The 12,740-nt window shown below is 67.9% G+C and carries 11 protein-coding genes and 1 pseudogene; 2 read left to right on the forward strand and 10 right to left on the reverse strand.

Features of this window, described 5'->3' with window-relative positions; genetic code table 11:
• The 8 genes and pseudogenes from NHG85_RS14400 to NHG85_RS14435 all read right to left on the reverse strand — a co-directional run.
• A pseudogene (locus NHG85_RS14400) lies at positions 1 to 217 on the reverse strand (deaminase); the annotation flags it as partial.
• 23 nt (positions 218 to 240) lie between these two features.
• Positions 241 to 705 carry a transcriptional regulator NrdR gene (gene nrdR, locus NHG85_RS14405; protein ID WP_253333551.1) on the reverse strand — a complete coding sequence of 155 codons (465 nt, stop codon included), beginning with the start codon at positions 703 to 705 and terminating at the stop codon, positions 241 to 243.
• A gap of 115 nt (positions 706 to 820) precedes the next feature.
• Positions 821 to 1,237, reverse strand: coding sequence for a secondary thiamine-phosphate synthase enzyme YjbQ (locus tag NHG85_RS14410; protein ID WP_253333553.1), 417 nt, complete (start codon positions 1,235 to 1,237; stop codon positions 821 to 823).
• A gap of 3 nt (positions 1,238 to 1,240) precedes the next feature.
• Positions 1,241 to 1,495 (reverse strand): hypothetical protein, encoded by a 255-nt coding sequence (locus NHG85_RS14415; protein ID WP_253333554.1) that lies wholly within the window; start codon positions 1,493 to 1,495, stop codon positions 1,241 to 1,243.
• A gap of 130 nt (positions 1,496 to 1,625) precedes the next feature.
• Entirely contained in the window at positions 1,626 to 3,173 is a 1,548-nt protein-coding gene (locus NHG85_RS14420; RefSeq protein WP_253333556.1) for a DNA recombination protein RmuC, read from the reverse strand.
• A gap of 135 nt (positions 3,174 to 3,308) precedes the next feature.
• On the reverse strand, positions 3,309 to 5,303 hold the full coding sequence (gene rpoD / locus NHG85_RS14425; RefSeq protein WP_253333558.1) for an RNA polymerase sigma factor RpoD: 1,995 nt from the start codon (positions 5,301 to 5,303) through the stop codon (positions 3,309 to 3,311).
• 158 nt (positions 5,304 to 5,461) lie between these two features.
• Positions 5,462 to 7,429, reverse strand: a complete 1,968-nt coding sequence (gene dnaG / locus NHG85_RS14430) for a DNA primase (RefSeq protein WP_253333560.1) — start codon at positions 7,427 to 7,429, stop codon at positions 5,462 to 5,464.
• A gap of 133 nt (positions 7,430 to 7,562) precedes the next feature.
• Positions 7,563 to 8,018, reverse strand: coding sequence for a nucleoside deaminase (locus NHG85_RS14435; RefSeq protein ID WP_253333562.1), 456 nt, complete (start codon positions 8,016 to 8,018; stop codon positions 7,563 to 7,565).
• A 64-nt stretch (positions 8,019 to 8,082) separates the two neighbouring features.
• On the opposite strand from NHG85_RS14435, the gene NHG85_RS14440 reads away from it, so the two are divergent.
• Entirely contained in the window at positions 8,083 to 9,897 is a 1,815-nt protein-coding gene (locus tag NHG85_RS14440) for a pseudouridine synthase (protein WP_253333564.1), read from the forward strand.
• On the opposite strand, the gene NHG85_RS14445 is transcribed toward NHG85_RS14440, so the two are convergent.
• Positions 9,806 to 10,669 carry a branched-chain amino acid aminotransferase gene (locus NHG85_RS14445; protein ID WP_253333566.1) on the reverse strand — a complete coding sequence of 288 codons (864 nt, stop codon included), beginning with the start codon at positions 10,667 to 10,669 and terminating at the stop codon, positions 9,806 to 9,808. The two genes, NHG85_RS14440 and NHG85_RS14445, sit on opposite strands and share 92 nt — an antisense overlap.
• A gap of 291 nt (positions 10,670 to 10,960) precedes the next feature.
• Here NHG85_RS14445 and NHG85_RS14450 point away from each other — a divergent pair, with 291 nt between their 5' ends.
• On the forward strand, positions 10,961 to 11,512 hold the full coding sequence (locus NHG85_RS14450; RefSeq protein WP_253333568.1) for a L,D-transpeptidase: 552 nt from the start codon (positions 10,961 to 10,963) through the stop codon (positions 11,510 to 11,512).
• Positions 11,513 to 11,681: 169 nt separating this feature from the next.
• Here NHG85_RS14450 and trpS read toward each other — a convergent pair whose 3' ends face one another.
• Complete coding sequence (gene trpS / locus NHG85_RS14455; protein ID WP_253333570.1) at positions 11,682 to 12,698, reverse strand: tryptophan--tRNA ligase; 1,017 nt, start codon at positions 12,696 to 12,698, stop codon at positions 11,682 to 11,684.
• Positions 12,699 to 12,740: the final 42 nt, after the last annotated feature.

Raw genomic sequence — 12,740 nt, forward strand, 5'->3', positions numbered from 1 at the left:
ATCTATGCGCGCAAGGTTCCAGCGTGACATAGGCCGTGGCGCCGCGCGCGGCCTCGCCCGCCTGCGCCAGCGCCTGCGTTTCCGCATGGGGCCTGCCGCCATCGGCGGTGCGGCCCCGCCCGACGATCCGCGTCCCGGCCACGATGACGCAGCCGACGTTCGGGTTGGGCCAGACCCGCCCCATCCCGCGCCGCCCCAAGGACAGCGCCAGCGCCATGAAGCGCCGATCGCGCGCCGTGCTCACTTGTTGGCCGGGTTGGGACGGAGCTGGGACATGAAGCGATCGAAATCGCCCACGGCCTGGAAATTCATGTAGACGCTGGCAAAGCGCACATAGGCCACCGTATCGATCCGGGCGAGCGACTCCATGACGATCTCGCCGATCTTCGAGGAGGGAATGTCGGTGTCGCCCATGCTTTCGAGCCGACGCACGATGCCCGATATCATCTGGTCCATGCGCTCGGGCTCCACGGGGCGCTTTTGCAGCGCGATGCGGATCGAGCGTTCGAGCTTGTCGCGGTCGAATTCCTCGCGCCGCCCATTGGTCTTGATCACCACGAGATCGCGCAGCTGCACGCGTTCATAGGTGGTGAACCGCCCGCTGCAGGAGGGGCAAAAGCGCCTGCGCCGGATCGCGGCATGATCCTCGGCAGGGCGCGAGTCCTTGACCTGCGTGTCTAGATTTCCACAAAACGGGCAGCGCATCCGGGTCCTCGTCACGTCTCTTGGGGGCCTTGGCCCGCGTTCCACCGCCAGTATAGGGGGATGCCCAAGAATTGGGTAGGGGTCGTGAGGGACCCACCAGATAGCGAGACGACTCTCAGCGCAGGAGGCCGATCACCTCGCGCCGATGCGGCGCGCTCCTGTGCTCGAACAGGTAGATCCCCTGCCATGTGCCCAAGACCATGCGCCCGTCGATCACCGGGATCTGCAGCGAGCTCGGCAGAAGCGCGGATTTGATATGCCCCGGCATGTCGTCCGGCCCCTCGTAGGTATGGGTCAGGTAGGACATCGCGGGGTCGTCGCTCGGCGGCACCAAGCGGTGGAAGAAGGCCGCGAGATCGCTGCGCACCTCCGGATCGGCATTTTCCTGGATCAAAAGCGAACAGGAGGTATGGCGCACGAAAAGGGTCAGCAGCGCCTCCTCGGCAGAGGCGCCGTCAACCCAGGCCGCGACATCGCGGGTGAACTCGGTCAGCCCCGGGCCGCGCGTCGCGATGTCGAAGCGCCGGTGCAAGGCTCAGTTGGCCACGCAGCGCACCGAGGGGGCGGCGGAGCCGTCGGACCCGCCCCCGACAAAGACTTGCTCCAGCGTGGCGCGGCAGTCCTCGATCTCGGCGGCGGCCACCGGGATCTCGATCACGCCGTCGAGGTCGTAGCGGCTGGCGGGCTCGGTCATGTCGGCAAAGCCGGCGGCCGAGGACAGGATCGGGGCGACACCCATCAGCGGCATCGTCAGAGCGGCTGCGAGGGCAATGGCAATCGGTTTTTTCATGGCGGTGTCTCCCGTCTCGATCCTGCACGACCAACACGGGAACACTCGGAAGGTTTCATAATAGTTTAGAAGCAGCTGAAGGCCAGTGGCCGCAGGGCAACACTCGGCCTCTCGTCCCTGTCGCCTTGGCTCACTCGGCGGGTTCGCGCGCCTCAAATGCGAGCTGCTCGGGCGCCTCCTCTCCGGCCTCGTCGAACTCCACCGCGAGGCTCTTTTGCGTGCGCGCCCCCATCGCCTTGAGCTTCTCGATCTGGCCCAGCACGTTGCCGCGCCCGGTCGAAAGCTGCCCCATCGCGTCCTCATGCGCACGGCTGGCGGTGGCCAGCGCCCGGCCCACCTGGTCCATGTTGACGACGAAGCCCGCGACCTTGTCGTAGAGCAGCCCCGCGCGCTTGGCGATGTCCTCGGCGTTGCTCTCGCGCCGCTCGACGGTCCAGATGTGATCGACCGTGCGCAGCGTCACCATCAGCGTCGTGGGCGTCATCACGCCCACGCCCTTGGACACCGCATAGGCGGTCAGGTCGCCCGTCTCGGACAGCGCCGCCGAAAGCGCCCCCTCGATTGGCATGAACATCAGCACGTAATCAACCGAGCCCTCCTGCATCGCGTGGTAGCCCTTGGCGGCGAGCTGGTCGATATGGCGGCGCACGGAGGCGACGTGATCGCGCAGGTGGCGCTTGCGCTCTTCCTCTGTCTCGGCGTTCACGGCGGCTTCGTAGGCCACGAGGCTCACCTTGCTGTCGACCACGAGGCTCTTGCCGCGCGGCATCTTGATGACCACGTCGGGCCGCCAGCGCGCGCCCGCCTCGTCCGTATGGCTTTCCTGCACGGTGTAATGCGTGCCGCGCTCCAGCCCCGAGCTTTCCAGAATGCGCTCGAGGATCATCTCGCCCCAGGCACCCTGCTTTTGCTTGTCGCCCTTGAGCGCGCGGGTGAGCGCCGCCGCCTCGGAGCGGATCGTCTCGGATTGCGTCGTCAGCATCTCGATCTGCTGGCCCAATCGCGCGCGCTCCTCGTCGGCCTTGCCATGCACCTGCCGCAGCTCGGTCTCGAAACGCGAGACATGGTCGCGGAACGGCGTCAGAAGCTCGGTCAGCTTGGCGGTGTTGGCCTTGGAGAAATCCTCACCGGTCTGGCGCAGGGTCTTGGCCGCGAGCTCCTCGAAGCGGCGCGACATCTCCTCGCGCAGCTCCTTGAGCTCCACGATCCGCTTCTCGGCGGCGGCGATCTGGCCCGAGCTGTCGGCCTGCAGCGCGGCGTGGTCGGATTGCAGCTGCGCATGGCGCTCTTGCAGCTCGCGCATCTCCTGCGTGACCTTTTTCAACTGTTCCTTCAGCTCGTCGCGCGTCTGCTCCAGCCCGCGCCGGGCCTCCTCCAACGCCGCCTTGGCCGAGCGCGTCTCGCCATGCGCCGCGTCGCTTTCGAACTGGGCGCGGCGGGCCTCGGCCAGCTCCTGCTTCAGCGCCTTCAGCTCGCGCTCGCGCTCTTCGAGCCGCGTGCCCTGCCCTTCGGCCCGCGCCCGGCTCTCGTCGAGATCGCGCCTCCCGGCATCGAGATCGGCGCGCAGCCCGGCCAATGCAGAACGCGCACCCCTGAGCCCGGTCAGCGCCGCGACGAGCGCGAGCAGGAGAAGTAAGGCCGCACCGAGGCTGGCGAGAAGGAGGGGATCGGAGGGCATGGGATCATCCTGTCTGGAACTGCGCCGATGTTCACGGTTCGACCCCGATCCGTCAACCCGGCGTTGTGAAAGCGGCGCAAACGCGAAACGGCGGCAGGATGCCCTGCCGCCGTTTCATGTAATCTCGCCTCGCGCTTACTGGTCGAGAAAGCTGCGCAGCTTGCGCGAGCGGCTCGGATGCTTGAGCTTGCGCAGCGCCTTGGCCTCGATCTGGCGGATCCGCTCGCGCGTCACCGAGAACTGCTGGCCGACCTCTTCGAGCGTGTGGTCGGTGTTCATGCCGATGCCGAAACGCATCCTGAGAACCCGCTCTTCGCGCGGGGTGAGCGAGGCGAGCACGCGGGTCGTGGTTTCCTTCAGGTTCTCCTGAATGGCGGAATCCAGCGGCAGGATCGCGTTCTTGTCCTCGATGAAATCGCCGAGCTGGCTGTCTTCCTCGTCGCCGATCGGCGTCTCGAGGGAGATCGGCTCCTTGGCGATCTTCATCACCTTGCGGACCTTCTCGAGCGGCATCTGCAGCTTTTCAGCCAGCTCTTCGGGCGTGGGCTCGCGGCCGATCTCGTGCAGCATCTGGCGGCCGGTGCGCACCAGCTTGTTGATCGTCTCGATCATGTGCACGGGGATGCGGATGGTCCGGGCCTGATCGGCGATCGAGCGGGTGATCGCCTGGCGGATCCACCAGGTCGCATAGGTCGAGAACTTGTAGCCGCGGCGATACTCGAACTTGTCCACGGCCTTCATCAGGCCGATGTTGCCTTCCTGGATGAGGTCGAGGAACTGCAGCCCGCGGTTGGTGTATTTCTTGGCGATCGAGATCACGAGGCGCAGGTTGGCCTCGACCATCTCCTTCTTGGCGGCGCGCGCCTCCTTCTCGCCCTTCTGGACCTGCTGGACGATGCGGCGGAATTCGCCGATGTCGACGCCGACATATTGCCCGACCTGCGCCATCTCCCCGCGCAGCTCCTCGACCTTGCTCGACGAGCGCTCGAACAGCGCCTGCCAGCCACGGCCCGGCTTTTCGGCCATGCGGTCCATCCACGAGGGATCGAGCTCGGCGCCGCGATAGGCCTCGATGAACTCGCGGCGGTTGATCCGGGCCTGGTCGGCCAGCTTCACCATCGAGCTGTCGATCGACATGATCCGGCGGTTGATGCCGTAGAGCTGGTCGATCAGCGCCTCGATGCGGTTGTTGTGCAGGTGCAGCGAGTTGACGAGGATCACCAGCTCGGAGCGCAGCGCCTGGTAATCGGCCTCGTTGGCCTTGGAAAAGCTCGCATCCTCGTTGAGCGTCGCCGACATGCGCGCGTCCTGCATCGCCGAGAGACGGTCGAAGTTCTCGGCGATGGTGTCGAGCGTCTCGAGCACGCGCGGCTTGAGCGCGGCCTCCATCGCGGCGAGCGACATGTTGTGCTGCTCGTCGTCCTCGTCGTCGTCGTCATTGCCGCGGATCGGGTTGCCGTCGGCGTCGTATTCGGGCTTGTCGCCCGCGCCGCGCTCGGCCTTTTCCGCCGGGGCGGCAGCGCCGGGTTCGACCACGGGCTCATCACCCTCTTCTTCGCCCATCTGGCCCGAGAAGGTGGTCTCGAGGTCGATCACGTCGCGCAGCAGGATGTCCTCGGACAAGAGCTCGTCGCGCCAGATCGTGATCGCCTGGAAGGTCAGCGGGCTTTCGCAGAGCCCGGCGATCATGGTGTTGCGGCCGGCCTCGATCCGCTTGGCGATGGCGATCTCGCCCTCGCGGCTCAGAAGCTCGACCGAGCCCATCTCGCGCAGGTACATGCGCACCGGGTCGTCGGTGCGGTCGAGCTTCTCGGCCTCGGCGCCGCCCAGCGTGACCTCGCGGTTGCCGCTGACGGTGGCCACCTCGCGCGAGCCGCCCTCCTCGACCTCCTCGCTCTCCTCGGCCTCGGTCACCTGGATGCCCATTTCCGAGAGCATCGACATGACGTCCTCGATCTGGTCCGAGGAGACCTGATCGGGCGGCAGGACCTGGTTGAGCTGGTCGTAGGTGATGTAGCCGCGTTCACGCGCCTCGGAGATCATCTTCTTGACCGCCGCCTGGCTCATGTCGAGCGTCATCGCCCCGTCCTGGTCGTCGTCCTTGCGGTCGTCGGTGTCTTTCGCGGCCATGAAGGGCTCCTCGTTCGGTGAACGTCCTGTCCAGCGCCGGGCAGTGATTCGGACTGCCCGAATCAACCCGCAAGGGCCGCGATTCGCAACCTCCCGGCGCCCGATTCTTTCAAGCAGTCGCAACGTCCGCCGCCGAATCGGGTGCGGCGGGTCGCGGTTCAGTTGCCCTTGGGCCCCGCCTTGCCAAAGGCGATGGTCCCCAGAAGGGCGTCGAATTCGGACCTCTCGTCGCGCCGCATCGGCGCGCCGTTGGTGCCGTATTCGTATTCGGTCGTGTCCTCCCCGTCGCCACGCCCCGCCTTGTCGAGCGCCTCGGCCGCGCGCGACAGGCGCCATGTCAGCCCCTCGTCGCTCAAGCCGGACAGGTCCTCGACCGCCTCGGCCAGCTCCCTCGCATGGCCCCGGCGCGCGTCGAGCTTGGCCAGCTCCTCGGCAATACACATACGTGCTTGCTCTAGATTTCCAGCATGAGTGCTTGCCCGGCTGATCGCCACATGGCGCTGGGAGAACAAGGTTTCAAGAGCTTCCTCTCCGAGCCGCGCCTCCAGCGCGCCGCGCAGATCGGTCTCGTGGTGGCAGGCAAGAATACCATGCGCCAATGCCGCGTTGGCGGGATCGAGACATTCCATTCGCTCCAACGCCGCTTCGAATTCAGGTAGCACTTGCGGCGTAGCGATTAACGTAGCGAGGATGACATGCTCCCGCATCTGATCTTCGACAGCACCACCAACGACTAGCAAAGAATTTCGTGCTGACAAACTTGGTGGCAAATGCTCTTCGTTACTTTTTGAGAAGCCAAATTTCTTACCTCGGCTAATCCGGGTCGGGCCATTCGACCGGCGCGGGTTGAACAGCTCCCATTTGAGACGCTTCAGCTCGGCCTCGTAATGTCCGCGCAGATCCGGTTCGCGGATCTGCGCGGTGGCGTCGCGCAGCCGCTTGTCGAGCGCGGCGCGCCGCTCGGGGCTGTCGAAATCGTGCCCCTCGGTTTCGCGCCGCCACAACAGCTGCACCATCGGCTGGGCCTGCGCCACCACCTCGCGCATGGCGCAAGCGCCCTTGGCACGGATCAGGTCGTCGGGATCGAGCCCTTCGGGCATCAGCGCGAACCGAAGCCCCTGCCCCGCGCCGATCAGCGGCAGGGCGAGGTCGATCACGCGGCGCGCGGCCCTGAGCCCCGCCGCATCGCCATCGAGCGCGATCACCGGTTCGGGGTGAACCCGCCACATCATCTGCAGCTGGCTTTCTGTGACAGCGGTGCCGAGCGGCGCCACGGCGGCGCGCAGCCCGGCCTCCGACAGCGCGATCACGTCCATGTAGCCCTCGGCCACGACCAGCGGCTCGCCCTTGCCCGCCGCTTCGCGGGCGGGGCCGAGGTTGTAGAGGTTGCGCCCCTTGTCGAAGAGCTCGGTCTCGGGCGAATTGAGATACTTGGCCCGCGCGTTGGGGTCCATCGCCCGCCCGCCCAGCGCGATGGCGCGGCCGCGCGCGTCGCGTATGGGAAAGATGATGCGCCCGCGAAACCGGTCATAGGACGCGCCGCCACTCTCGGGCCTGGCGGCGAGACCGGCGGCGACGATCATCTCATCGGGGATGCCCTTGCCCTTGAGCGCGCGGGTGAGCGCCGCGCGGTCGTCGGGAGCGAAACCCAGTTCCCAGCGCGCCTGCGCCTGATCGTCGAGCCCGCGTCCGGCGAGGTAGTCGCGCGCCGTGCTTGCCGCATTGGTGCGCAGCTGCATGCGGAACCACTGCACCGCCTGCTCCATCACCTCGACAAGCTCGCCGCGGCGGTCGGCCTTCTTCTGCGCCTGCGGGTCGCGCTCGGGCATGGCCATCCCGGCCTCGCCTGCGAGGATCTTCACCGCCTCGATGAAATCGACGTTCTCGGTCTCGCGCACGAAGGAGATCGCGTCGCCCTTTGCGTGGCAGCCGAAGCAGTAGTAGAAGCCCTTGCGGTCATCGACGTGGAAGCTTGCCGATTTCTCCTGATGGAAGGGGCATGGCGCCCAGAAGTCGCCCTTGGACTGGTTCGACTTCTTCATGTCCCACGCGACCTTGCGCCCGACCACCTGGCCGAGGCTGAGACGGGTGCGCAATTCGTCGAGGAAACCGGGGGGCAGACTCATGCGCCCAATATCGGTCCCGCGCGTCGCCAAGTCCAGAACCCCCACCCGGGCGCGGCGATCAATTCTTCCGCCCGGCCCCGTGGTTCATCTTTCCGAAAATACGCATGGCGCGCGGTCGGCCCCGCGCGCGGCCTCACCCTCTTCGCAGCCCGGCGAAGAACCGGGTGAGCAGCGCCTCGGCCTCTCGCGCCGCGATGCCGTCGAAGACCTCGGGCCGGTGATGGCATTGCGGATGGGAAAAGACGCGCGGCCCCTGCGCCACGCCCCCCGATTTGGGGTCCGACGCGCCGTAATGCAGCCGCGCGAGGCGGGCAAAGGAGATGGCGGCGGCGCACATCGGGCAAGGCTCCAGTGTCACCCAGAGCGCGCAGCCCGTCAGCCGCTCGGAGCCAAGGCTCGCGCAGGCCTGCCGGATGGCCAGCATCTCGGCATGGGCGGTCGGGTCATTCCTCTCGCGGGTGCGGTTGCCGGCCTGTCCGATCACCCGGCCCGAGGGATCGGCCACCACCGCGCCCACCGGCACCTCGCCGCGCGAGGCGGCGGCGCGCGCCTCGGTCAGGGCGAGGCCCATGTGGGAATGAAACCGCATGATGCCTGATGCCCTGCCCGCCTGCGCTCTGGCAAGGGGGCGCGCGAGCGGCTATGGCAGGGGCATGGACAAGAACGACACCCCCGCCGGCGACCGGATCGCCAAGGTTCTCGCACGCGCCGGCGTCGCCTCGCGGCGCGAGGCGGAGCGCATGATCGAGGATGGCCGCGTCAAGGTGAACGGCGAGCGGATCTTCAGCCCGGCGCTGAACGTCACCGCCAAGGACCGCATCACCGTCGACGGCGCGCCCCTCGCAGCACCCGAGCCCGCGCGGCTCTGGCTCTACCACAAGCCCGCGGGCCTCGTGACCAGCGCCTCGGATGAAAAGGGCCGCAAGACCGTCTTCGACGAGCTGCCCGATGATCTGCCGCGCGTGATGAGCGTGGGCCGGCTCGACCTCAATTCCGAGGGGCTCTTGCTTCTCACCAACGACGGCGAGCTGAAGCGGCGGCTGGAGCTGCCCTCGACCGGCTGGCTGCGCCGCTACCGGGTGCGGATCAACGGCTCGGTCAGCGAAGACAAGCTCGACCGGCTGCGCCGCGGCATCTCGGCCGAGGGCGTCGATTACCAGCCGATGCAGGTGACCTTCGACCGCCAGCAGGGCGCCAACGCCTGGCTGACGATCGGGTTGCGCGAGGGCAAGAACCGCGAGATCCGCCGCGCCATGGCCGCGCTCGAGGTGACGGTGAACCGGCTGATCCGGGTGAGCTACGGCCCGTTCCAGATCGGCAATCTGCAGCCCGGCGAGGTCGAGGAGATCCGGCCCAAGGTGCTGCGCGAGCAGCTGGGCGACAGCGACGGCCCCAAGGTGCAGCGCCGCCGCCCCGATGGCAAGGTCGGACAATCGCACCAGCGCGCGAAAGGCGCGGCTCTTGCCGAGGATGTCGAGCGTGGCGCGGGTTTCGGGCCCGGCGGCGTCCGACAGCCGCGCAAGGCGGCGCGCATCGGCGGCATCGTCGACATGTTCGAGCATCAGGACCGCGTCGGTCAGCGAGGTCTTCGCCGCGACATGGCCGAGGTCGGAGGCCAGCTCGCCCACGCGCGCGAGCTTCGCGGCATCCGCCACTTCGTCGATGCCGACCCGGCCCAGCGCGAGGTCGTCGAGTCGGTTGGGGCGAAAGCCCACATCGGACAGGCGACGCAGCTCGGCGGCGAAGCCCTCGGTGACCTTGCCCATCCTGCGCGCCAGCCGCAGCGCGGTCGCCCCGACCTTGACCGTGGCGCTGGTGCCGCCCGAGGCCAGAACCAGCCCGGTCGCCCCAAGGCCCACCCCTGCCAACGCCACTTCGATCCGGTCGATCTCCTCGCCCGCGATGCCCGCCTTCGCCGCCCGGCGCAGCGCGTTGAGATCGCCCAGCGGCGTCATCTCGACCGTGACTCCGCACATCGCCAGAAGCGCGACGCGCGGGCAGGCGGTGATGTCGGCGGCGCAGACCGCGCAATCGCGCGCCGCGGCCAGCGCCCCGGTCTCGCGTGCTTCCAGCGCCTGCATCCGGCCCAGAAGCGCGGGCGAGGGCGCGATGCCATGCCGCGCGCCGGTGGCCGCGATCATGCGCATCGCATCGAGATCCTCGGCCAGAAGCGCGCGGTCCATCCCGGCCATGTACCACTCGGGCGTCACCTCGCGCGCCAGCGCCGCGCGCAGCTCCAGCGCCAGGGCCTCGGTGCCGCGCTCCAGATAGGGCGCTGCGAAGGGGTTCTGCGACAGCAGCAGCGCCAGCGCCACGGCGCTGAGCCCGAGGGGCAGGACCGCCAGAAACCGGTCGAGGAGCCGCCAGAGCCGCATCTCAGCCCGCCGTCGCCGCCCAGTCCCAGTACATCTCGCGCAGCCGCTTCGTCATGGGGCCGATTTCGTAGCGGGTCTCGTCGAAGGCGGTGACGGGGGTGACCTTGTGCATGTTGCCCGACAGGAAAACCTCGTCGGCGGCGTGCACGTCCTCGAAGGACATGGTCACCTCGTGCACCGTCACCCCCTCGGCGCGCAGGTTGGCGATGTGCCGCGCGCGGGTGATGCCTGCGAGAAAGGTGCCGTTGGGGACGGGGGTGAAGACCTCGCCATCCTTCACGATGAAGACGTTGGAGCTGGCGCTTTCGGCGACATTGCCCAGCGCGTCGGCCACCAGCGCGTTGCCGAAGCCCTTGGCGCGGGCCTCGGCGATCATGCGCGCGTTGTTGGGGTAGAGACAGCCCGCCTTGGCGTTGACCACCGCATCCTCCATCACGGGACGGCGAAAGCGGGTCGTCGTCAGCGTCGTCGCGGCCTCCGGCGGCGCCATCGGGATCGCTTCGAGCGCCACGGCAAAGCCGGTCGGCCCCTGCTCGGGCAGGATGCCCAAGGGACCGCCGTCGAGCGCCCAGTACATCGGCCGGATGTAGATTGCCGCTTCGCGCGGGCAGGCTTCGAGCCCCTCGCGCACGATGTCGACCATCTCCTGCATCGAGACGGTGGGGGTGATCATCAGCGCCTCGGCCGAGGCGTTGGCGCGGGCGCAATGCTTGTCGAGATCGGGGGCCAGCCCATGCGCGTAGCGCGCCCCGTCGAAGACGGTCGTGCCGAGCCATGCGCCATGATCCGAGGCGCGGATCACCGCGATGTCTCCCTCGTGCCAGCGCCCGTCGTGATAGGTCCGGATATCGGTGCCCGTCGCCATGCCTGTCCTCCGCTTTGGCCTGCAGGCTAGGCCAGCGCCACGGGGCGGTCGAGAGGCGGCGGCGGGTTGCCGGTCATGGGAGATCTCGGCGTTGCTGTCGCGCCTCGGATGAGCCCTGCCACGGGGGCCGGGGAGGGGGCGGCGCATTGCAAGGGGCCCGCGGGTGACGCGGGACGCTTCGCACGGCATCGGTGCAACAGCGCGAACCCCCGCTGCCCCGGCTCGCGCCGTCGTGAGTTGAACCTCGCGTCCCGGACGGGAAAGGAGAGGCAAAACAGGCAAGGAGTTTGCATGACCCAGTCCCGACGCGCTTTCATCGCCACGGCCTCCGCCGGTCTCGTGACGCTCGCGGCCCCCGCCATCGCCGCCACCGGCGCGGTGCAGCGCAACGTCTCGGCGCTGCAGAAGATCGACTGGCGCGATCATTTCGACGCGCTGGGCGTGGGCGTCATCGTCGCCGATACCGGCGCGCGGGCGGTGCACTACTGGGGCGGCGACAACGAGACCTACCGGCTCTACCCCTCCTCGGTGCCGGTCAGCCCCGAGCTGACCAAGCTCGGCTACACCGAGGTGATCCGCAAGGTCGAAGGTCCGACATGGACGCCCACGCCGTCGATGCGCGAGCGCGACCCTTCGCTGCCGGTTGTCGTGCCCGCCGGGCCCGAGAACCCGCTCGGCACCCATGCGCTCTACCTGAGCTGGCAGTATTACCGCATCCACGGCACCCATGACACGCGCAAGATCGGGCGGCCCTCCTCGGATGGCTGCATCGGGCTCTACAACGAGCATATCGCCAAGCTCTTCGCGCTGGTCGAGGTCGGCACGCAGGTGCGGCTGATCTGAACCGGCGCTGAAAGGGGAGCGCACCGTTCCCCTTTCATCTTTCTGCAAATACGCATGCCGAGGGTGATGGCGCGCGAAAGGCCGCGGTTGCGTCCCGCCGCCGAAGCCGAGCTTGCGTATTTGTGGAAAGATGAACCGGAAGGGCCGCGCAAGGCCCCTCCGCCGGGCCTCAGCGGATGAGGCCCATGATCTCGGAGGTCTTCGCCACGACCGGATCGGCGATGGCGCGGGCACGCTCGGCGCCGCGGGCCATGATCCGGTCGATCTCGGCAGGGTCGTCCATCAGCCGCGCCATCTCCGACGAGATCGGCGCCAGCTTTTCCACCGCGAGATCGGCGAGCGCGGGCTTGAACTGGCCCCAGCCCGCGCCGCCATGCTCGGCGATCACCTGTTCCGCGCTCATCCCCGACAGGCCCGCGTAGATGTCCACGAGGTTCTTCGCCTCGGGGCGGTCCTTCAGCTCGTCGAGGCTCTCGGGCAGCGGCGCGGGGTCGGTGCGGGCCTTCTTGAACTTCTTGGCGATGGCGTCGGCATCGTCGGTCATGTTGATCCGCTCCATGTCCGATTCGCCGGACTTGGACATCTTCTTGGTGCCGTCGCGCAGGTTCATCACCCGCATCGCGGGCCCCTCGATCACCGGGGTGGTGAGCGGGAAGAACTCGGTGCCGTAGTCGTGGTTGAACTTGGCCGCGATGTCGCGAGTGAGCTCCACGTGCTGCTTCTGGTCCTCGCCCACGGGCACGTGGGTGGCGTGGTAGGCGAGGATGTCGGCGGCCATCAAGGAGGGGTAGGCGTAGAGGCCGAGCGACTGCTTCTCGGCGTTCTTGCCGGCCTTTTCCTTGAACTGGGTCATCCGGTTCATCCAGCCCATGCGCGCCACGCAGTTGAACAGCCAGCCCAGCTCGGCATGGGCCGAGACGCGGGACTGGTTGAACAGGATCGACTTTTCCGGGTCGATCCCGGAGGCGAGATAGCCCGCCGCCACCTCGCGCGTGGCGCGGCGCAGCTCCTCGGGATCCTGCCAGACGGTGATGGCGTGCAGGTCGACGACGCAGAAGATCGTCTCGAAATCACCACCCTGCATCTCGACGAAGCGCTTGATGGCCCCCAGATAGTTGCCGAGCGTCAGGCCGCCTGAGGGCTTGATGCCGGAAAAGACGCGGGGGGCAAAGCGAGTGTCGGTCATGGCGCGTGTCCTGCTGGAAACCGGGTGGCATTCCGATTAGCC

The organism is Limimaricola litoreus (assembly GCF_024159025.1).
Classification (GTDB): domain Bacteria; phylum Pseudomonadota; class Alphaproteobacteria; order Rhodobacterales; family Rhodobacteraceae; genus Limimaricola; species Limimaricola litoreus.

Excerpts from the sequence above, each read along its gene's own strand:
- nrdR (WP_253333551.1), bottom strand. The coding sequence starts at position 705 with ATGCGCTGCCCGTTTTGTGGAAATCTAGACACGCAGGTCAAGGACTCG.
- NHG85_RS14415 (WP_253333554.1), bottom strand. The coding sequence starts at position 1,495 with ATGAAAAAACCGATTGCCATTGCCCTCGCAGCCGCTCTGACGATGCCG.
- NHG85_RS14420 (WP_253333556.1), bottom strand. The coding sequence starts at position 3,173 with ATGCCCTCCGATCCCCTCCTTCTCGCCAGCCTCGGTGCGGCCTTACTT.
- rpoD (WP_253333558.1), bottom strand. The coding sequence starts at position 5,303 with ATGGCCGCGAAAGACACCGACGACCGCAAGGACGACGACCAGGACGGG.
- dnaG (WP_253333560.1), bottom strand. The coding sequence starts at position 7,429 with ATGAGTCTGCCCCCCGGTTTCCTCGACGAATTGCGCACCCGTCTCAGC.
- NHG85_RS14435 (WP_253333562.1), bottom strand. The coding sequence starts at position 8,018 with ATGCGGTTTCATTCCCACATGGGCCTCGCCCTGACCGAGGCGCGCGCC.
- NHG85_RS14440 (WP_253333564.1), top strand. The coding sequence starts at position 8,083 with ATGGACAAGAACGACACCCCCGCCGGCGACCGGATCGCCAAGGTTCTC.
- NHG85_RS14445 (WP_253333566.1), bottom strand. The coding sequence starts at position 10,669 with ATGGCGACGGGCACCGATATCCGGACCTATCACGACGGGCGCTGGCAC.
- NHG85_RS14450 (WP_253333568.1), top strand. The coding sequence starts at position 10,961 with ATGACCCAGTCCCGACGCGCTTTCATCGCCACGGCCTCCGCCGGTCTC.
- trpS (WP_253333570.1), bottom strand. The coding sequence starts at position 12,698 with ATGACCGACACTCGCTTTGCCCCCCGCGTCTTTTCCGGCATCAAGCCC.